Source organism: Streptomyces sp. 3N207, from assembly GCF_052246355.1.
Taxonomy (GTDB): Bacteria; Actinomycetota; Actinomycetes; order Streptomycetales; family Streptomycetaceae; genus Streptomyces.
On the sequence record NZ_JBQQBV010000021.1, the window covers coordinates 81,741 to 101,277 of the forward strand.

A 19,537-nucleotide genomic window follows, 5' to 3' on the forward strand; every position below is an offset into this window, starting at 1 on the left:
CCTCATGTCCGTCCAGGCCCCCTACGGCACCTGGCCCTCACCGATCGACGCCGGCATGGTCGCCGCGCACGACGGGCGGCCCGAGTTCCTCGGCTCCGTCGGTGAGGAACTGTGGTGGACCGAGCCGCGCCCCGAGGAAGCCGGACGCCGCGCTCTGATGCGGTGCGCCGCTGACGGCCAGCGCCCACCGGTCAGCGTGCTGCCGGCGCCGTGGAACGTGCGCAACCGCGTGATCGAGTACGGCGGACTGCCCTGGGCCGGTGCGCCCCGCGCCGAGGGCGGACCGCTGATCGTCTTCAACCACTTCGCCGACCAGCGGCTCTACGCCTTGGAGCCCGATGCCCCAGGCGCCGCGCCTCGTCCGCTGTCCCCGCTCTCGGACGTCGTCGAGGGTGGGCTGCGCTGGTGCGATCCCGTGGTGCTGCCGGAGCGGGGTGAAGTCTGGTGCGTGCTGGAGGAGTTCACCGGCGAGGCGCCCACCGAACTGCGCAGGGTGCTGGCGGCCGTGCCGTTGGACGGATCCGCGGCCGAGGACCGCGCGCGGGTGCGGGAGCTGACCGGGGACGGCGACCGGTTCCTGACCGGGCCACGGCTCGCCCCGGACGGCCGGCGCCTGGTCTGGCTTGCCTGGGACCACCCGGCGATGCCATGGGACGGCACCCGCGTCATGACCGCGCGGATCGCCGACGACGGCACGTTGGAGACCCCGCGCGCGGTCGCGGGCGGCCCCGAAGAGTCGGTGGTCCAAGCCGAGTTCGGGACCGACGGCTCGCTGCTGATCGCCTCGGACGCGAGCGGCTGGTGGAACCTCCAACGCATGGACGTGGAAGCCGCCGAGCGGGCCGAGGCAGCGGAGCCGGGCCGCGGCCCGGCAGTCCCGCGGGTGCCGCTGTGCCCACGCGAGGAGGAATTCGCGGGCGCCGCATGGAAGATCGGCCAGCGCTGGTTCGCGCCGCTGCCCGGCGGACTGGTGGCCACGCTGCACGGCCGCGGCGCACAGCGGCTGGGCGTACTCGACCCGGAGACGGGCGAACTGGTCGACGCGGCCGGGCCCTGGACGGAGTGGGCGGCCTCGCTCGCCGTCATCGACTCCCGCGTCACCGGCATCGCCGCCAGCCCCCGCACCTCCTACGAGATCGTCGAGCTGGACACCCGCACCGGCCACACCGTCGTGCTGGCCTCGCACCACGAGGACCATGTGGACCCGGCCTATTACCCCGAGCCGCAGATCCGCACCTTCACCGGACCCGACGGGCGCGACATCCACGCCCACATCTATCCGCCGCACCACCCCGACCACGCGGCGCCCGCGGGCGAGCTGCCCCCGTACGTGGTGTGGGTGCACGGCGGGCCCACCAGCCGCGCCCCGCTGGTGCTCGATCTGGAGATCGCCTACTTCACCTCGCGCGGTATCGGCGTCGCAGAGGTCAACTACGGCGGCTCAACCGGCTACGGGAGGGAGTACCGCAACCGGCTGCGGCAGCAGTGGGGCGTCGTGGACGTCGAGGACTGCGCGGCAGTGGCCCGTACCCTCGCCGGAGAGGGCACCGCCGATCCGGAGCGGCTGGCCATCCGGGGCGGCAGCGCGGGCGGCTGGACCAGCGCCGCCTCGCTCACCTCACCGCTGGCGGAGGGGCTGTACGCCTGCGGCACCATCACCTATCCCATCCTCGATCTGACGGGCTGGGCCACAGGCGAGACCCACGACTTCGAGTCGCAGTATCTGGAATCCCTGGTCGGCCCGCTCACCGAGGTTCCGGGGCGATACCGCGAGCGCTCCCCGCTGCACCGGGCACAGCGAATCGCCGTCCCCTTCCTGCTGCTCCAGGGGCTGGACGATGTGATCTGCCCGCCCGTGCAGTGCGAGCGCTTCCTTGAGCAGGTCAAGGGCAGAGGCGTCCCGCACGCCTATCTCGCCTTCGAGGGCGAGGGGCACGGCTTCCGCAGGGCCGACACGATCGTCAGCGCGGTGGAGGCCGAACTCTCGCTGTACTCCCAGACCTTCGACCTGGGCCGCGAGGACATTCCACGGCTGGAGCTGGGTACATGAGCATCCCGCCGCTGCCCGAAGGCGAGCCCTCGCCGACCCTCGCCGACCCGCACGAACTGCTGGAGGGCTATCTCGACCACTACCGCCGCACCCTGTTCCGCAAGGCCGCCGCGCTCCCGGAGGAGGAGCTGCGCGCCGCCCCCCTCCCTTCGGGATGGACCCCACTGGAGCTGATCCGCCACCTCCAGTACGTCGAACAGCGCTGGCTGAACTGGGGCTTCGCGGCCGAGCAGGTGCCCGACCCATGGGGCGACAGGACGGACGACGGGTCGGACCGCTGGCAGGTGCCCGCGGGCATGAGCACCCGGCAGGTGCTCGACGCCTACGCAGCACAGTGCGACCGCTCCCGGCGGGTCACGTCCGCGGCCAAGCTCGACCAGCGCGCTTCGGTCGGCGGCCGCTTCCCCACCGAGGAGGAGGCCCCCACCCTCGCCTGGATCCTCTTCCATCTGCTCCAGGAGTACGCGCGGCACGTCGGCCAGCTCGATGTGGTGGTGGAACTGGCGGGTGGTGGTACGGGGGAGTAGCGCGAACGCACGTGAGCGGCGGCTTGAGTCGTCAACTGATGGAAGTAGGTAGGGATTTGGGCCCAGGGGGCTGCTTCCTGACGAGCGTCCCCTACAGCCCGGCGACGTCCGCGAGAATGCGGGCCTGGTGCAGCAGGGTGATGCTGTCCTCCAGATCGTCGTCCTCGTCCACCGACCACAGCGCGTACTCGACGTGGCGGGCGACTGACCAGGCACGTACGCGGTCGACGTCCTCGCCGAGGGCGTCCGCGAGCAGTGCCGTGCGGTGCTGGAGCACGCGGTGCGGGTCGGGGTGCTCGAGCGGGTCGTCGACCTGTTCGAGTAGGGGCCACGGGTCGAAGGCGGGGTCGCCGGTCATCGGCTTGGCGTCGATGGCCAGCCACGGAGCGCGGCGTGCCGACAGCAGATTGCCGGGGTTGAAGTCGCCGTGCACCAGCACCTCGCGGCGGGCGGACCGCGGCAGTTCGCGGTACAGCCCCGCTGCCAGCCGGTACAGCCCTGTGTCGAGCTCCGGGGGCCACTCGCGGGCGGCCTGCTTTTCGGCGAGGTCGGCCCACTCGGCGGTGGTGTCCGCGACGCGGCCCATGCCGAGCGCTGCCGCCTCGGCCGGATCCGCCGACCACAGTTCGCGCAGCACGTCGGCCGCGGCCAGCAGCCGTTCGTCGGCCGGGATGTGCTCGGCATCGCCCAGCTCGGCGCCCGGCTCCACGCGTTCCAGCAGCAGCGCGAAGAGGTCCGCGTCCTGCTCCAGCACCCGTACGGCGCCGCGACCGTTCCACAGGCCGAGGGCCGTCCCCTCGGTGCGGGCTTCCGGATGGGGCCAGGTCAGCTTGAGAACGGCCCGGGTGCCGTCCGGCCGCTCCGCGGGCGCCACCCAGGAGCAGCTGCCCCCGTGGAAGGGCGCGCCCAGCCGCAGCTTCCAGCGCTCGCGCATCTGCTCCACCAGCGCCGGCAGCCCGGCCAGCCAGTCGCGGCCGTCGGCCGTGTGGCTCATCTCCGTGAGCACAGGGAGGCTGGGAGGAAAGAGATCGGTCACGGCACCGTCCCGGGCGGTCTTCTGCGGCGGCAGTTTCGAACAGGGCCTCATCACCGTACTGGGATCGCCCGCATCGCTCCGAGTGCTTTTCGCCCGCCCCACCCCGGCCGCGCCCACCATGCACGCACCCACCATGTCCGCGCCCACCCTGGCCGCCCCCACCATGCACGCACCCACCCTGCACGCACTCACCCCGCCCGCACCCACCCGGCCGCGCCCCCTGCACGGCGCCGCCAGCCCCTCACCCACCATGCCCGCCCCCGCCCCCGGCCCCCGGTCGGCATTGCAGGATCGGGCGGCGCCGTCCTCGCTCGTTCGGGTACGGTCGCGGCATGACGAGCGTCGCACCCGATATCAGCGATCCCGCCAGCTCTCCGGCCGTCCATGTGATCCGCGTTTCCGAACACGCGGCTGCGACCAGGGTTGCCGGCGCTCTCGCTCCGCTCTCGGAGGAGGAGCGGGGGCGTGCAGCGGCGTTCGTACGGGAGGTCGACCGCGAGCGCTATCTGGTCGCGCACCTGGCGTTGCGCAGGGAGCTGGGGGCGCTGTTGGATCTCGACCCGGCCGACGTGCGGTTCGCCCGCGCGGACTGCCCGATGTGCGGGGCCCCGCACGGCAGGCCGACCGTGCCGGGCGATCCGGTGCACTTCTCCCTCTCCCACGCGGGAGATGTGGTGTTGCTGGCGTTCGCCGCCGTGCCGGTGGGGGTGGATGTCGAGGAGTTCCCGAGCGTCGCTTCGGCGCGGGAGACGATGACCGCGCTGCACCCCCGTGAGCGGGCCGAGTTGGCGGCGGTGCCGGACGCCGCGGCGCTGCCCGCCGCGTTCACCCGCTGCTGGACGCGGAAAGAGGCGTATCTGAAGGGGACGGGGGCCGGACTGGGTGAGGACCCGTCCGTCACCTATGTCAGCGCGCTCGAAGAGCCCGCCCGGGTGCCCGGCTGGCAGCTCACCGACCTTCCGGCCCCTGCGGGTTACGCCGCCGCGAGCGCGCTGCGAAAGACCGCCACGAACGAGACGGACTGAACCTCGCTCCGACCAGGCGCCGGTGCGGCGCTGCGGTTTTCCGCAGGGTGCGGGCTACGGAAAACCGCAGCTGACCTGACGGTCATCCTCATACCCGTGCTGAGCTGCGGTTTCTAGCGTTGAGGGCGATCGGGGCAGCGGCCTCGGTGACAGACCCACAGCGGAGATCCCTATGCACCTCACGTCCTTGGCCCTGCCGCAGGAGCCCGCCGGCGGCATCGCAGGCTGGGCCGCCGACCTCGTCGACACCATGGGCGGTCCGGGAGCCGGACTGGCCATCGCACTGGAGAACCTCTTCCCGCCGCTGCCGAGCGAGGTGATCCTGCCGCTGACCGGGTTCGCCGCCGGACAGGGGGTCCTCTCGCTGGCCGCGGCGCTGTTCTGGACCACGCTCGGTTCGGTCGTGGGCGCCGTGGTCCTCTACTGGATCGGCATGTTCTTCGGCCGCGACCGTATGCGTGCGCTCTGGGCGCGGCTGCCGCTGGTGAAGGAGTCCGATCTGGTGCGTACGGAGGAGTGGTTCGCGAAGCACGGCACCAAGGCGGTCTTCTTCGGCCGAATGGTGCCGATCTTCCGCAGCCTCGTCTCCGTACCGGCCGGGGTGGAGCGGATGCCCCTGCCGGTCCTCGTCGTACTGACCACGCTCGGCAGCCTGATCTGGAACTCCGTCCTGGTGCTGGCCGGTTACTGGCTGGGCGACCAGTGGGAGTTGGTGGAGGCGTACGTCGGGATCCTCTCCAAGGCGGTGCTGGTACTGGTGCTGCTCGCACTGGCGGCGTACGTGGCCGTACGGCTGCGCGGTCACAGCCGGGCCAAGCACCGCCGCGCGGGGTGACCGGGTACGTGCCCGAGCGATCTTGTTCCGGATGGAAGCCCGTACTAGGCTCCGACGCCGTGCAGCGGGCCGGTGAAGCGAACGGCGCGGAGACGGTCGGCGAAGCGGGCATCGGCGAAGTGACCGTCGAAGAAGCGGAGTTCGGCGACGTGACCGCGGGTGACGCGCACGCTGTCTCGGCAACCCGGCCTCCCTCCTGGCCGTACAGGAGCTTCGGGGTGCTGCTCGGCTGCGCCACGGCGCTGCTCGGGTCCGTGTACTTCGTCCTCGTCGGCACCGCCCTCGGCCCGTTCCTGCTGTGGCCGTTCACCCGGAGCAGCGCCCTCGGCATTCTCATGGCGGGAGTGCGCGGGCTGACGGCACTGGAGCGGACCCGCAGGTCCGTCTTCTTCGGCGACCGTTTCCCCGGGCACTACAAGGCGTCCGACCAGAAGCTGCTGCGCTATCTGGCGGTCCGCAGCTACACGGGGCTGCTGTGCGCCGTCGTTCTCGGGCTGCTGGGCTTCGGCGTCATCCTGGCGGCCCTGGTGGCGCTGAGAACGGTGCAGGGTGCGTTCAGCTGGGACGACTGGCTGGCGCAGGCGCTGCTCGGCGGTGTGCTGCTCTTCCTCGACATCCAGGGGCTCCACTCGCTCGCCGGTCTGGACGCACGCAGCGCCCGGGAGTGTTTCGGGCCCTCCGAGCGGGAGTTGCTGCGGCGGCGTATCGACGAACTGGCCACCAGCCGGGCGGCGGTCGTGCACGCGGTCGACGCCGAACGCCGGCGTATCGAGCGGGATCTGCACGACGGGATGCAGCAGCGTCTGGTGGCGCTCGCCATGCTGCTCGGCCGGGTTCGCCGGGGCCGCGACCCGGGGCAGGCCGAAGCGCTGCTGCGCCAGGCGTACCAGGAGTCCCAGGACATCGTCACCGAACTGCGCGAAGTGGCCTGGCGGATCTATCCCTCGGCGCTGGACAGCCTGGGGTTGGAGGAGGCGCTGGGCGGGGTGTCCGAGCGGTGCGGCATTCCGGTCCGTACCGAGTTCGACGTCGGCGGGCCGCTGCCGCAGCCCGTGGAGACCGCCGCGTACTTCGTGGTGTCGGAGTCGGTGACCAACGCGGCCAAGCACTCCGGCGCCACCGCTGTCTCCGTACGGGTGCTGCTCCGCGATGCCCGTGACAGCCGCAGCAGCTCCGGCAAGGTGCTCGCGGTGAGTGTCCAGGACGACGGGAAGGGCGGTGCCGATCCCGCCGGCAGCGGACTGGGCGGGCTGCGCAGCCGGGTGGCCGCGCTCGACGGCACACTGCATATCGACAGCCCTCCAGGGGGACCGACCACCGTTACCGCGGAGCTGCCGTGCGTGTGCTGATCGCCGAGGACTCGACCCTGTTGCGGGAGGGGCTGGTCCGGCTGCTCGTCGAGGAGGGGCATGAGGTCCCGGCCGCGTTCGGGGACGCGGTTTCGCTGCTGAAGGAGATGGCGGAGCGACAGCCGGACATCGTCGTCCTCGACATCCGGATGCCACCCACGCACACCGACGAGGGGCTGCGGGCTGCGCTGGAGATCCGCGAACGCTGGCCCGGAGTCGGGGTACTGGTGCTGTCCCAGCACATCGAGCGCAACTACGCGGCCCAACTGCTGGCCTCAGACGCGGAACGGGTGGGATATCTCCTCAAGGACCGCGTCGCCCAGGTCGAGGAGTTCCTGGACGCGCTGGAGCGCATCCAGGCGGGTGGCGCCGTCATCGACCCGGAGGTGGTGCGGCAGCTGGTCTTCCGTACCACGCACTCGGATCCACTGGCTCGCCTCACGCCCCGGGAGCGCAGCGTCCTGGAGGCCCTGGCCCAGGGGTACACCAACACGGCCATCGCCCGGAAACTGCACATCTCGCTGAGTGCGGTGGAGAAGAACCTGGCCGCTGTCTTCGACAAGCTGGAGCTGTCGCAGGACGCCGGTCACAGCAGGCGGATTCTGGCGGTCCTGAGATATCTGGAGTCGTAGCGGCGGCGGGGTCCCGCAAGCCGTCAAAAGGATCTGGCGCGCGGGAAGCGGAGCGTGTTCCATGGTCATCGGGGGTCCCGGTCAGGCGCCGGCGCCCGTGGACGACGTATGGAAGAAGCGAGGTTGCCGTGGCCACGACCGTACGACGCAGCACCCGGACCCTGCCCGCAGCGCCGCTCGGCCCCGAGAATCCGCTGCCCGCGCTGCTGCCGCTGGACGAGGCTCACACGCTCGACGAGTCCGAACGCGCCGCACTGCCGCATGAGATGGCGCGGCAGGTCGGCTACGCTCCGCTGCGCTCCGTGCTGCCCACCCGCGTCCTCGACGGCTACGGGCGGCAGCGCACCCCCACCCGGCTCGACACGCTGGTGCTGGAGAACGACCAGCTGCGGGCGACCGTCCTGCCCGGTCTGGGCGGTCGTATCGCCTCCCTCTTCCACAAGCCGACCGCGCGTGAACTCCTCTACGCCAACCCCGTCTTCCAGCCCGCCGACTTCGCACTCAACGGTGCCTGGTTCTCCGGCGGCATCGAGTGGAACATCGGTGCGACAGGGCATACGACGCTCTCCTGCGCCCCGTTGCACGCGGCGCGGGTGCCCGCGCCGGGCGGTGACGGTGTGATGGTGCGGCTGTGGGAGTGGGAGCGACTTCGGGACACCCCCTTCCAGGTGGACCTGTGGCTGCCCGACGACTCCGACTTCCTCTACGTCGGCGCCCGCGTCCGCAACCCGCACCACCGCACCGTTCCGGTGTACTGGTGGTCCAACATCGCCGTGCCCGAGGCCCCGGGGACGCGGGTGCTCGCCCCCGCCGAGGAGACCTGGTACTTCGCGTACGAGCGCAGGCTGCGCCGGATACCCGTGCCCGAGTGGGAGGGCACCGATCTGACCTACCCGCTGCACAGCCGGTTTCCCGCCGACTACTTCTACGAGGTGCCTGACGACTCCCGGAAGTGGATCGCCTCGCTGGACGAGAAGGGGCAGGGCCTCGTCCAGACCTCGACGGACCTGCTGCGCGGCCGCAAGCTGTTCGTCTGGGGCGCCGGAGCGGGCGGCAGGCGCTGGCAGGAGTGGCTGACCGAGCCGGGCACGGCCGGATACGTGGAGATCCAGGCGGGGCTCGCCCGCACCCAGCTGGAACATCTACCGCTGGAGGCGGGCGGCGAGTTGGCCTGGCTGGAGGCGTACGGGCCGCTGGCCGCCGACCCCGGGACGGTGCACGGCGCGGACTGGGCGGCGGCCCGCGCGCACACCGAGCGGCGGCTGGAGGTGGCGCTGCCGCGCGGCGCCGTTGAGGCGGCCTACGCGGCATGGCGGCCGTACGCGGACGCTGAACCGGAGGGCGGGCCGGGGGAGGGTGGGGCCGAGGAGGGCGGGCCCCAGGAGGGCGCGGCCGAGGAGGGCGGGGAGCGTCGCTGGCTGGCGACCGGTTCGGGCTGGGGCGCGCTGGAGGTGGAGCGCGGTGGCTTCACTCTTCCGGGTACGCCGTTCCCGCCGGAAACCCTCGGCGCCGAGCAGCGGCCGTGGAGCGAACTGCTGCACAACAGCACCCTTTCCTGCGGCCCGGAGGCCGTGCCCCCGGGACCCACGCTGGTCGCCCCGGAGTGGCGCGAGCTGCTCGAAGCGGCCGACGCCGGTCCGGACGCCGACGCGGCGGGCAAGGCGTCCCGGCGTGAGCTGGACTACCACCTCGGGGTGGCGCAGTGGCACGCGGGCGACCGCTCACAGGCGGTACGCAGCTGGGAGCGGTCCCTCGAACAGGGCGCGCGCTGGCCCGCGTTGCGCTGCCTGGCCGTCGCCGACCAGCAGGACGGCCACGGCGCCCGCGCCGCGGACCGCTGTCTGGCGGCCGTACGCGACGCGCGGGAACGGCTGGACGCCCGCGACCGCCTCGCTGCCGCGGCGCTCGTGGCGCTCGCGCGGGAGGCGGTCGAGGCGCTGCTGGCCGAGGAGCGTGCCGGGGAGGCCGAGGAAGTGTTGGACGGGCTGTCCGAAGAGCAGCGGCAGCGGGGCCGCTGCCGGCTGCTGCGCGCGCGGGTGCTGCTGGCGAAGGGCGACGCCGAGGGCGCCCACGCGCTCTTCGACGCCGGTTTCGAGGTCGAGGACCTGCGGGAGGGGGAGGAGGTGCTGAGCGACACCTGGGCGGCGCTGACCGCCGAGCCCCTCCCGCCCCGCTATGACTTTCGGATGCGGCCCTGAGGCTTGCCCGGCGCCTCCCGCGTACCCGGCATGGGGGCTGCTGCCCACCCTGCGCCTGGGGGTCCCCCCTGCTCGAAGAGCTTGGGGGAGCAGACTGCCCAAGCTTCGCAGTACGGGTTGCGCCCCGTAAGGCTGCGGCGCCTACTCGCCCGCGCCCTGCTTCCGGTCCACGTATTCGAAGACGCTGCCGTCCGGGTGGCGGGCGACCAGGTTGCGGCCGATGGGGGTGGGCTTGGGGCCCGCGATGATCTGCGCTCCTACGGTGTGCAGATCGGCGAGTGCGTCGTCCACGTCCTGCACCGCGAGGGTGGCCTTGACCTTGCTGAGTACGTTCAGGTGTTCCTCGGGGCCGCTCATCAGGAAGAAGGGACCGACGGCGGCAACCTCCACCGGGCCGTTCTGGAAGCGCATCGCCTCCGCACTTGCCAGTCGTTCGTACACCGGCACGGCGGCGTCCAGATTGTCGACGCAGATACGCAGCGAGGTCCCCAGAATATCCATGGCCCCACCCTAGAGCGGGGTCACCCGCTGTGCCGAACCATGGTTGCCGCCCGCGCAGTTGCGGCGGCTCAGGCGCGGCAGAGGATCTCGCCGTGGACGACCGTGAACCAGCCGTCCTCCTCCTCGCCCCAGGCCCGCCATGCCTCGGAGATCCGGCGCAGTTCGTCGGGGGTGGCCAGGCCGCCGTCGACGGCGACGGACGCAAAGCTGGAGGCCACCGTGCGGTCCGCCCACAGCCCGCTCCACCAGGCTCGCTCCTCCGGCGTGCTGAAGCACCAGGTGCTCGTGGTGACCGTGACGTCGGTGAACCCGGCCTCGCGTGCCCATGCGTGCAGCCGCCGTCCGGCATCCGGGACGCCTCCGTTGGCCTGCGCGACCCGGCGGTAGAGGTCCAGCCAGGCGGCCATGCCGGGCACTTCCGGGTACCAGAGCATGCCGCCGTAGTCCGCATCCCGGACGGCCACGACTCCGCCGGGTGCGCACACCCGCCGCATCTCGCGCAGCGCGCCCACCGGGTCGCCCACATGCTGGAGCGTCTGGTGGGCGTGCACGATGTCGAAGGAGCCGTCCGCGAAGTCGAGTGCGTGCACGTCGCCGGTGGTGAACTCGACGTTGGAGACCCCGCGTTCCTCCGCGGTCGCGCGCGCCTGCTCCAGCACGCCCGCCGCCGCGTCCAGCCCGGTGACCGAGCCCTGCGGGACCAGCGCCGCGAGGTCGGCCGTGATGGTGCCGGGTCCGCAGCCGATGTCCAGGACGCGGTGGTCCTCGCGCAGCCGGCCGAGCAGGTAGGCGGCGGAGTTGGCGGCGGTGCGCCAGCGGTGCGAGCGCAGAACGGACTCGTGGTGGCCGTGGGTGTACACGGCGGTCTCGTGTGCCATGAACGCACTGTAGCCCTGAGTCTTGCTATGTGAGCAATAACATTCCGAGATGTGGACACTCTTGTGCGCGCCTGGTGCCACCGGGGAACCCCGGTGCGGAGAAAGGTGCAGGTTAAAAGGCGCAGGTCACCGCCAGCCCGCTGCGCCCTCCTTGGACCAGGTGTCCGGTGCCGCACGGCTGATGTGGGCCAGTGCCGAGTCCGGCTCGTTCGCCTGCGCCAGATCACCGATGCTGACCACACCCGCGAGCCTGCCGCCCTCCAGCACCGGCAGCCGCCGTACCGCGTGCGCGCGGAGCAGCTCCACCGCCGCCTCGATCCCCGTGTCGGCGGTGACGGTCACCGGGTCCGGCGTACAGGCCGACCGGCAGTTCACACCCAGCGGGTCCACCCCGTCCGCCACCGCGCGCAGCGTGATGTCCCGGTCGGTCAGCAGCCCGAGCAGCTTGCCGTCCTTGACGACCAGTACGTCGCCGATCTCCTGCGCCCGCATCAGCTGCGCGGCCTCCACCAGCGATGCGTCGGGACGCACGGTCGTCGCCGCCGGCGTCATGACATCTGCCACCGTCGTGGCCGTCGCCCGGTCCTTTTCTCTGTCCCTCGGCGTCATCGCCCTCGCCTCTTCTCCGGCCTCTTCCCGCCCTGGGGCGGGGGGACAGGACGACGTACCCGCCGATGGGCCGCCGACACCCGTGCGACCAGCGGGAGTTGGGCACCGTTCCGGCGAATTGCCGTCGGGAAGCGTGCAGGTGTTTGTCGTCCGGCACACCGGGCACCCGCACACTTGTGCTTCGGAAAGAAGGCACGTCCGCGGGAGCGACCTGTGTGCTTCGGGCCCCGCACCTGCCTTCGCTGCCGCGGTGACCGTCAGACGACGCGACCGTTACGGGAGCACAAGCTGATGACCGTCCGTACGACACGCTCCAGGCACCCCCACGACGACGCCCCCGACACCACCGCCGAGTTCCGACGCATCGCCGAACTGCCCGAAGGCCCCGAGAGGGAAGAGCTCCGTCAGCGCGTGGTGCGAGCGTGGATGCCGATGGCCGGGCGGCTGGCGAGGCACTTCCGTAACCGCGGCGAGGCCATGGAAGACCTCGAACAGGTGGCCGCGCTCGGTCTGGTGAAGGCTGTCGCCCGCTACGACATCTCCCGCGGCTGCGCCTTCGAGAGCTTCGCGGTGCCGACCATCGTCGGTGAGGTCAAACGGCACTTCCGCGACCACATGTGGGGCCTGCATGTGCCCCGGCGCATCCAGGAGCTCCGTAACCGGGTGCGCAACAGCCAGCGCGAACTCAGCCACACTCTCGACGGACGCAGCCCCTCCGTGCAGCGCATCGCCGAGCACTGCGGACTCAGCGAAGAGGACGTGCTGCTGGGCATGGAGGCGCTGGAGAGCTACAGCACGCTCTCCCTGGACGCCGAACTCCCCGGCGCGGACGACGGCTACTCCCTCGCCGACACCCTCGGCGACTGCGAACCGGGCTTCGACCAGGTCGTCTACCGCGAGGCCGTCAAACCGCGGCTCGCGCGGCTGCCGGAACGGGAACGCCGCATCCTCTACCTGCGGTTCTTCTGCGACATGACCCAGAGCTGCATCGCCGAGCAGCTCGGCATCTCACAGATGCATGTGTCCCGTCTCATCAGCCGGACGTGCCGCCGCATCCATCACGAGGTCGAGACCGATCGGCGCCTCGACGGCACGCCGCAACGCCGAGCGCCGTTCCGCCGCGAGCCGTCTCGCCGCGAGCCGTCTCGCCGCGAGCCGTCCCGCCGCGAGCGGGAGGGCGCACGGCGGGCTGCGGTGCGGCACGGGGCACACCGCCGCGAGGCCACCCGGGGCCGGGACGGACGGCGAACGCACACGCCCGCCCACGCCGCCGTCTGAGCCGCTGCACGGATCTTGCCCCTCGCCTGGTGCGTGCTGGGAAGGGGGTGCCCCTGTCCGACGTCCGCAGGCTGGGGGTGGGTTGTGGCTGGTCGCGCAGTTCCCCGCGCCCCTTCGGGGCGCGTCCCCTGGCCAGAGCAAGCCCTCGGTGGCGAACCACACGTGTCGGCGCTGCCGGTGTCACCGCCGTCTGCCAAGGTGTACGCAAGAAAGGTTGTCCGATAAGCGGTGGAGGCGGAGACGGATGCGGCGCACGGACCAGGGCGTGCGAGGGGAAGCGGACGCGGGCCCGCTCGCTGCCCCCTCCGCGACCGCCGTACGCGAGGCCGCGGGCGGCTACTGGCACCGGCGCGGTCTGCCCACCGATCCCGCGCAGGTCGCCGTCGCGCCCTGCACCCCCTTGCTGCTGCTCGCGGTGCTGGCCGCAGCGGGCAGCGGCGCCGCAGAGGCAGGCTCAGCGGGCGGGGACGGGGGCGGGGACGGCGGCGCGGGCACGCGGGTGCCAGGCAGCGTGCTGCTCCCGCACCCGTGCGCTTCCTGGTACGCGGAGCAGGCGCGGCTGCTGGGCCGCGCGGTGCACACGGTGCCGGTGCCGGTGGAGTGCGGCGGGATTCCGGACCCGTTCGCGCTGCTGGAGGCCGTACGCAGGTCCCGGGAGGCGGGCGAGGTCCCGCAGGCGCTGGTGCTCTCCGTGGCCGACGAGGTCACCGGGACGGCCCCGCCGCCGGAGCTGCTGCACGAGGTGTGCGAGGCCGCCGTAGCCGAAGGGCTGCTCATCGTCAGCGACGAGACCTGGCGCGACACCTCGCACGACCCGCACGACACCGTGATCGTCAGCCCGGCCGAGATGCTCACCGAGGCGGGCCGGGCCGACCATGTGGTGGTGCTCGCCGGTCTCGACGCGGCGTTCGAGGTGGCCTTCGAGGCCGGACGGGGTGCCGCGTTCCGGCGGCCCGGACCGCCCCCCGGGATCGCCCGGTTCCCCGCCACGGGCCGGGGACAGCTCCTCGGCGAGCAGGCGCATCAGGCACTGGCCGCGCTCCGCGCCGATCTGCCCGGCCCGGTTGCGACGGCTGCCGCCGAGCTGCTCGGCGAGTCCGCGGAGCTGCGCTCCCGCCGGTCCGCCGCGGCGCGGCTGCACAGCGGCCTGGCCAGCGCGCTGCACCGTGCGGTCACCGACGCGGGCGCCGTGTGCCGGCCCCCGCATCTGGACCGCCATCTGTACGCCGACCTCGACCCGTTCCGGCCCCGTCTCGCCGCGCGCGGCATCACCGACGCAGCCGGGCTGGAGGCCGAGCTGGTACGGCGGCTGGGGCCTTACGCGGTGGGCGGGCACCGCTTCGGTGACGATCCCCACGAGCTGCGGGTGCGGCTGACCACAGACCTGCTGACCGCCGCCCTCCCAGGGCCCGGTGGGGGCCGGGCCGCAGGTCACCCGGTGGATACGGAACGGTCTCAGCCGGCCGTCGAACCGGACCCGGGGGAATGGCCCGGCGTGGCCGAGGCGTTGGCACAGGTGCAGTCGGTGCTGGTCGACCTCACGGATGGGAGTCCTCAGTAGATGACCGAACGGACCGGACAGCCTTCCGAGCGCTCACCCCTGCCCGAAGGGCCCACCACCGCGGAAACCGCCGAGACGGCCGGGACTCCCACACCGCCCCGAGCCGTTCAGGGCAGGTCGGGCGGCGCCCCGGGCGCTTCCTCCGACGGAGCCGCATCCCCGCCCGCCCCCGGCCGGGAGGTGTCTCCGGGCGAGGAGCCGTCGGCGCCGGCCGGCACCGGGGGCGGTGGCCGTACCGGTCCCACCGATGTACTCATCCAGCCGCCTCCCCCGGCCGCCGGCCGAAAGGCGCCCCCGGCGCTCTCCCCGCCGCGTCCCGTCGGGGCCCGCCGGATCTGGCCCCGCTCGTTCACCGACCGGCTCACCTCGCCGCTGCCCGGGGTGCGCGCCATGGCCCGGCTCGCCCGTGAGGGCGCGATGCGGCCGATCGGCACCGCGCTCGCCGAGGAGATCCCCAAGCTCCCTTTCGCGCCGGGCCCGATCCCCGACCCCGGTGCCGACACCATCGCCGTCACCTGGGCCGGACACGCCAGCTGGGTGCTGCGGATCGGCGGTCTGACCGTGCTGACCGACCCCGTGTGGTCCCGCAAGATCCTCGGCACCCCCGCCCGCGTCACCCCTGTCGGCGTGGCCTGGCAGGACCTGCCGAAGGTCGACGCAGTCGTCATCTCGCACAACCACTACGACCATCTCGACGCGCCCACCCTGCGCAGACTGCCGCGCTCCACCCCGCTGTTCGTACCGGCGGGGCTCGGCGGCTGGTGCCGTAAGCGTGGCTTCACCACCGTCACCGAGCTGGACTGGTGGGAAGGTGCCGAGCTGCCCGCGTCCGAGGGCGGGCGGGTGCGCTTCGACTTCGTACCGGCCCACCACTGGTCCAAGCGCACCCTCACCGACACCTGCCGCTCCCTGTGGGGCGGCTGGGTGCTGACCGACCAGCACGGGCAGCGGCTGTACTTCGCGGGCGACACCGGATACGGGCACTGGTTCGGCGAGATCGGCCGCCGCTACCCCGGAATCGATCTGGCGCTGATGCCCATCGGCGCCTACGACCCACGCTGGATGCTGCGCCCCGTGCACACCGACCCCGAGGAGGCCGTGCTGGCCTGCCAGGACGTCGGCGCCCGCCGGATGGCACCCATGCACTGGTCCACCTTCCTGCTGTCGGGCGAGCCGCCGCTGGAGCCGCTCACGCGCGTACGGGCCGCATGGCGCAAGGCCGAGCGCCCCCGCGAGGACCTGTGGGACCTCCCGGTTGGCGCCTCCCGCGTGCTGGAACCGGCCTAGCCGCTTCCGGGGCACCCTCTTCCCCCGTTACCGCGGAACAGGTCAGGTCCGCGATCCCCGCACCCGGCGCCACAGCGAGGGCACGGCGCTCACGAGCAGCGTCAGCGCAACGGCTGCGGCGATGCCCTCCCAGGGGCGGGGGAAGAGGGAGCCGCCCGCGACGCCGAGGAGCTGGTAGACGGCGGCCCACGCCAGACAGGCGAGCACGTCGCCGCGGGCGAACTCCCGCATCCGCATACGGGCCAGCAGACAGGCGAGCATCACGGGGATACGCCCCGCGGGGATCAGCCGCGAGACGACCAGCACCGCGACCCCGTGTTCGCGCAGCCGGGCGTCGGCCTGGGCGAGCCGTTCGGGCGCGGCCCGCTCGCGCAGCGCCGACAGCCAGCGTGAGCCGTTCTTGGAGCCGACCCCGCGGTTGCCCAGCCAGTACAGCCCGATGTCGCCGAGGAAGGCGGCGAGCGAGGCGACGCCGAAGACGGTGAGCAGCGCGAACACCGGCAGGCTCTGGTGCAGCGCGACCACGGCGGCGCTGCTGACCAGGGCCCCGGTCGGCACCACAGGGACCAGCGAGCCGAGCACCACCAGCAGGAACAACGAGGGGTAGCCCAGCGCCTGGGGATCCCACCCCGCACCGCTCACCTGTCCGCCCCCAGCCGCACGCTCTCCCCGTGCTCCAGCAGATGCACCGTGACCTCCGGCGCCGGCCGCGCCGCCAGCCGCTTGAACTCGGTGCCGGGCGAGTGGAACTCGTGCGGCCTTACCGAATCCAGACCGACCGGCCAGTATGTGCCGAAGTGCACCGGCACCGCGCTGCGCGGCCGCAGCCGCGTCAGCACCTCGGCGGCCCGGCGCGCGTCCAGATGTCCCTCGCCCAGGAAGGGCCCCCAGCCGCCGACGGGGAGCAGCGCCGTGTCCACCGCGCCGACCGCCTCCGCCATCCCGTCGAACAGCCCCGTGTCACCGGCGAAGTAGGTGCGCTCCTCGCCCGTCACCACGAACCCGAGCGCGGGCGAGATGTGCGGTCCCACCGGCAGCCGCCGCCCGTCGTGCGCGGCGGGAACGGCCCGTACGGTCACCGGGCCCGCCGTGACCTTGTCGCCCGGGACCACTTCGGTCAGCTCCAGCTGCCGTGCCAGCCGCCGCAGGCCGGGCACCGCCCGCACCGCGCCGTGCGGCAGGACGACACGGGTGCCCGGTGCCAGCAGGGCCAGCGATCCGAGGTGCAGATGGTCGGCGTGCAGATGCGAGACGAGCACCAGATCGGCCCGGGTCGCATGGGGCGGCGGCAGGGCACCGCGGCGCCGCCGCAGATGGGCGAGGCGCCGCACCAGCAGCGGGTCCGTCAACACCGTGACCCCCGAGTCCCGCACGGTCGCGGTGGCATGCCCCCACCAGGTGACCTCGACCGGCACGTGCGGCTCCTTCCTCCCTGCGGCACCTACGAGCCTAGGACGTCGCGTCGCCCGGCACGGAGGGCTGCGCCCCGAAGGGGCGCGGGGAACTGCGCGATCAACCACGACGTGCCCGCAGCCTGCGGACGTCAGGCAGGGGCACCCCTCACCAGCACAGGGAAGGGACGAGGCTGTGCAAAAGTGGAGGTTGTCCCAATTCGGCGGAAGGGAGGTGACCTGACGGACGTGCGCGTCTCCCGCATACCATGGCGCCGACTGAGCGCAGCCTCGCTGCGCGTCGGTGCCGTCTGGCTGGTCAGCACGCTGACCATGCTCGTGCTCGCCGGTGTGCTGCCGGACTTCCGGCTCCAGTCCCCCGGCGGCGACAGCGCCACCGTGATCGGCGTCACCGCCGCCGCGGGGGCCGGGGTCTTCGGTCTGCTGAGCGCCCTGGTGTGGCCACTGCTGGTGCGCGCGTTTCTGCTGGTGCCGGCGTTGGTCCTCGGGCTGCTGGTCTTCTTCCTCAACGGATCCCTGCTGTGGCTCGCCCTGTCCCTGGTCCCGTACGGCGGGGGCAGCGCCCCTCCGTCGATGGCCGTCGTGGTGGCTGCCGTCATGTCGGCGGCGTCCTCGGCGACCAACGCATTCCTGGCCGTACGGGACGATCGCGCCTACCGCCATCGGCTCGCCCGGATCGCGGGCCGCAGAAGGCGCCGGGAGGGCCGGGTTGCGCCATCCGGCACCCCGGGAACGGTCTTCCTCCAGCTCGACGGGCTCGGGTACGCGGTGCTCAAGGAAGCACTGGAGACACCTCCGGGCGGCAAGCCGCTGATGCCAGCCGTCGCCGCGCTGTACGGGCGCACCCACCGGCTCACCCGCTGGCGCACCGACTGGTCCAGCCAGACCGGCGCCAGCCAGCTCGGCATCCTGCACGGCAGCAACGAGGACGTACCCGCCTTCCGCTGGTACGAGAAGGAGACCGGCGAGGTCGTCGTCAGCAACCGGCCCACCAGCGCTGCCGAGCTCCAGCGCCGCGCCGTCGAGCGCACCGGCGATCTGGGGCTGCTCGCGCAGGACGGCGCCAGTCGCGGCAACCTGTTCACCGGCGGCGCCCGGCAGGTCGCACTGGTGCTCTCGGTCTCGGCCCGTCGCGGCAAGGAGACCCGCTCCCGCGCCGGGTACTTCGCTTACTTCTCCGACCCCGCCAACGCCACCCGGACCGCGGTCTCGTTCGTCGCCGAAGCGGTCCGCGAAACGTTCCAGTCCACGCATGCGCTGCTGCGGCGCGAGCGTCCACGGGTGGGCAGGGGCGGGCTGTACCCGTTCATCCGGGCCTTCGCCACCGTCGTCGAGCGAGACGTGGTGGTGGCCGCCGTGCTCGGCGACATGCTCAGTGGCCGTACCGCCGTCTACGCCGATCTGGTCGGCTACGACGAGGTGGCACACCACTCGGGGCCGCGCGGCCGGGACACCCGGCAGGTGCTGCGCCGGCTGGACAGGTCGGTACAGCTCATCGCCAAGGTCGCCGAACGCGCCCCTCGCCCGTACCACCTCGTGCTCCTCTCCGACCACGGTCAGAGCCCGGGGGAGACGTTCGAGGAGGCGTACGGGTTGACGCTGGAGGACCTGGTACGGGCGGGCAGCGGGCTTCAGGTGCCCCGCCGTGCCGGGCGGACCGCCAGCGGCTCGGAGGCGCGTACGGCGGCGCGTGCCGCACTGCACCGCCCCGAGGAGTCCGGCCAGGAGGCGCCGCGCAAGCCCCGGCGTGACACCGGGCCCGTCGTACTGGCCTCCGGCAACCTCGGGCTGATCTCGTTCCCCGATCAACCCGGGCGGCTGACCCGCGAGCGCATCGACGCGCTGCGCCCCGCGCTGCTGCCCACGCTGGCCGAGCACCCGGGCATCGGCTTCGTGCTGGTGCAGAGCGCCGAGCACGGTCCTGTGGTGCTGGGCGCCGGTGGGTGCGAGCACCGGCTGGTGACGGGCGAGGTGGTGGGCGCCCGCGACCCGCTGGCCCCGTTCGGACCGGGCGCGGCCGAGGCGGTGCTGCGGACGGCGCGTTTCCCGCATGCCGCGGACATCATGGTCAACTCCGTGTTCGATCCAGAGACAGGCGCCGTGCATGCCTTCGAGGAGCAGATCGGCTCGCACGGCGGGCTGGGCGGCGAGCAGGGCCATGCGTTCCTGCTGTCCCCGCTGGAGCTGTCGCCGCCGGTGGAGCCTGGTGCGGAGCTGGTCGGCGCCGAGGCAGTGCATCGGGTGCTGCGGCGCTGGCTTGCCGAGTCCGCAGAGCCCCACCTCCTGGGAGGGGCCGACCATTTGGCCGCCCCCCGCGGCACGGAGCCGCTGCCGACGGCCCCCCGCGTCTGAGAGGGGT

The 19,537-nt window shown here is 72.8% G+C and carries 17 protein-coding genes; 11 read left to right on the plus strand and 6 right to left on the minus strand.

Annotation, left to right across the window (positions count from 1 at the left end; translation table 11 throughout):
• Positions 1 to 4 precede the first annotated feature (4 nt).
• On the plus strand, positions 5 to 2,050 hold the full coding sequence (locus tag ACTWP9_RS27825) for a prolyl oligopeptidase family serine peptidase (RefSeq protein ID WP_443249039.1): 2,046 nt from the start codon (positions 5 to 7) through the stop codon (positions 2,048 to 2,050).
• Positions 2,047 to 2,577 carry a DinB family protein gene (locus ACTWP9_RS27830; RefSeq protein WP_443249040.1) on the plus strand — a complete coding sequence of 177 codons (531 nt, stop codon included), beginning with the start codon at positions 2,047 to 2,049 and terminating at the stop codon, positions 2,575 to 2,577. The genes ACTWP9_RS27825 and ACTWP9_RS27830 overlap by 4 nt, the downstream gene beginning before the upstream one ends.
• A gap of 91 nt (positions 2,578 to 2,668) precedes the next feature.
• Here ACTWP9_RS27830 and ACTWP9_RS27835 read toward each other — a convergent pair whose 3' ends face one another.
• The gene (locus ACTWP9_RS27835; protein WP_443249041.1) at positions 2,669 to 3,571 is read right to left on the minus strand and encodes an aminoglycoside phosphotransferase family protein; all 903 of its coding nucleotides are present in this window, start codon (positions 3,569 to 3,571) and stop codon (positions 2,669 to 2,671) included.
• Positions 3,572 to 3,945: 374 nt separating this feature from the next.
• Here ACTWP9_RS27835 and ACTWP9_RS27840 point away from each other — a divergent pair, with 374 nt between their 5' ends.
• The 5 genes from ACTWP9_RS27840 (at position 3,946) to ACTWP9_RS27860 (ending at position 9,652) form a co-directional block, all read left to right on the plus strand.
• A complete protein-coding gene (locus ACTWP9_RS27840) occupies positions 3,946 to 4,638 on the plus strand; it encodes a 4'-phosphopantetheinyl transferase family protein (protein WP_443249042.1) in 693 nt (230 codons plus the stop codon).
• 172 nt (positions 4,639 to 4,810) lie between these two features.
• Complete coding sequence (locus ACTWP9_RS27845) at positions 4,811 to 5,473, plus strand: DedA family protein (protein ID WP_443249043.1); 663 nt, start codon at positions 4,811 to 4,813, stop codon at positions 5,471 to 5,473.
• 149 nt (positions 5,474 to 5,622) lie between these two features.
• Complete coding sequence (locus tag ACTWP9_RS27850; protein ID WP_443249088.1) at positions 5,623 to 6,822, plus strand: sensor histidine kinase; 1,200 nt, start codon at positions 5,623 to 5,625, stop codon at positions 6,820 to 6,822.
• Entirely contained in the window at positions 6,810 to 7,454 is a 645-nt protein-coding gene (locus ACTWP9_RS27855; protein ID WP_443249044.1) for a response regulator transcription factor, read from the plus strand. Before ACTWP9_RS27850 ends, ACTWP9_RS27855 begins: the two co-directional genes overlap by 13 nt.
• A gap of 128 nt (positions 7,455 to 7,582) precedes the next feature.
• The gene (locus ACTWP9_RS27860; protein WP_443249045.1) at positions 7,583 to 9,652 is read left to right on the plus strand and encodes a DUF5107 domain-containing protein; all 2,070 of its coding nucleotides are present in this window, start codon (positions 7,583 to 7,585) and stop codon (positions 9,650 to 9,652) included.
• 141 nt (positions 9,653 to 9,793) lie between these two features.
• Here the strand turns inward: ACTWP9_RS27860 and ACTWP9_RS27865 are convergent, their stop codons facing one another.
• From ACTWP9_RS27865 to ACTWP9_RS27875, 3 genes are all read right to left on the minus strand, one after another.
• Positions 9,794 to 10,153 carry a VOC family protein gene (locus ACTWP9_RS27865; protein WP_433098105.1) on the minus strand — a complete coding sequence of 120 codons (360 nt, stop codon included), beginning with the start codon at positions 10,151 to 10,153 and terminating at the stop codon, positions 9,794 to 9,796.
• Positions 10,154 to 10,221: 68 nt separating this feature from the next.
• Entirely contained in the window at positions 10,222 to 11,082 is an 861-nt protein-coding gene (locus tag ACTWP9_RS27870) for a methyltransferase domain-containing protein (RefSeq protein ID WP_443249089.1), read from the minus strand.
• Positions 11,083 to 11,157: 75 nt separating this feature from the next.
• The gene (locus ACTWP9_RS27875; RefSeq protein ID WP_443249046.1) at positions 11,158 to 11,640 is read right to left on the minus strand and encodes a CBS domain-containing protein; all 483 of its coding nucleotides are present in this window, start codon (positions 11,638 to 11,640) and stop codon (positions 11,158 to 11,160) included.
• Positions 11,641 to 11,931: 291 nt separating this feature from the next.
• On the opposite strand from ACTWP9_RS27875, the gene ACTWP9_RS27880 reads away from it, so the two are divergent.
• From ACTWP9_RS27880 to ACTWP9_RS27890, 3 genes are all read left to right on the plus strand, one after another.
• Positions 11,932 to 12,918, plus strand: coding sequence for a SigB/SigF/SigG family RNA polymerase sigma factor (locus ACTWP9_RS27880; protein WP_443249047.1), 987 nt, complete (start codon positions 11,932 to 11,934; stop codon positions 12,916 to 12,918).
• A 244-nt stretch (positions 12,919 to 13,162) separates the two neighbouring features.
• Entirely contained in the window at positions 13,163 to 14,479 is a 1,317-nt protein-coding gene (locus ACTWP9_RS27885) for an aminotransferase class I/II-fold pyridoxal phosphate-dependent enzyme (RefSeq protein WP_443249048.1), read from the plus strand.
• A complete protein-coding gene (locus ACTWP9_RS27890; protein WP_443249049.1) occupies positions 14,480 to 15,766 on the plus strand; it encodes an MBL fold metallo-hydrolase in 1,287 nt (428 codons plus the stop codon).
• A gap of 42 nt (positions 15,767 to 15,808) precedes the next feature.
• Here the strand turns inward: ACTWP9_RS27890 and ACTWP9_RS27895 are convergent, their stop codons facing one another.
• On the minus strand, positions 15,809 to 16,408 hold the full coding sequence (locus tag ACTWP9_RS27895; protein WP_443249050.1) for a DedA family protein: 600 nt from the start codon (positions 16,406 to 16,408) through the stop codon (positions 15,809 to 15,811).
• On the minus strand, positions 16,405 to 17,181 hold the full coding sequence (locus ACTWP9_RS27900; protein ID WP_443249051.1) for an MBL fold metallo-hydrolase: 777 nt from the start codon (positions 17,179 to 17,181) through the stop codon (positions 16,405 to 16,407). Before ACTWP9_RS27900 ends, ACTWP9_RS27895 begins: the two co-directional genes overlap by 4 nt.
• Positions 17,182 to 17,490: 309 nt before the next feature.
• Here ACTWP9_RS27900 and ACTWP9_RS27905 point away from each other — a divergent pair, with 309 nt between their 5' ends.
• Positions 17,491 to 19,530 carry an alkaline phosphatase family protein gene (locus ACTWP9_RS27905; RefSeq protein WP_443249090.1) on the plus strand — a complete coding sequence of 680 codons (2,040 nt, stop codon included), beginning with the start codon at positions 17,491 to 17,493 and terminating at the stop codon, positions 19,528 to 19,530.
• Positions 19,531 to 19,537: the final 7 nt, after the last annotated feature.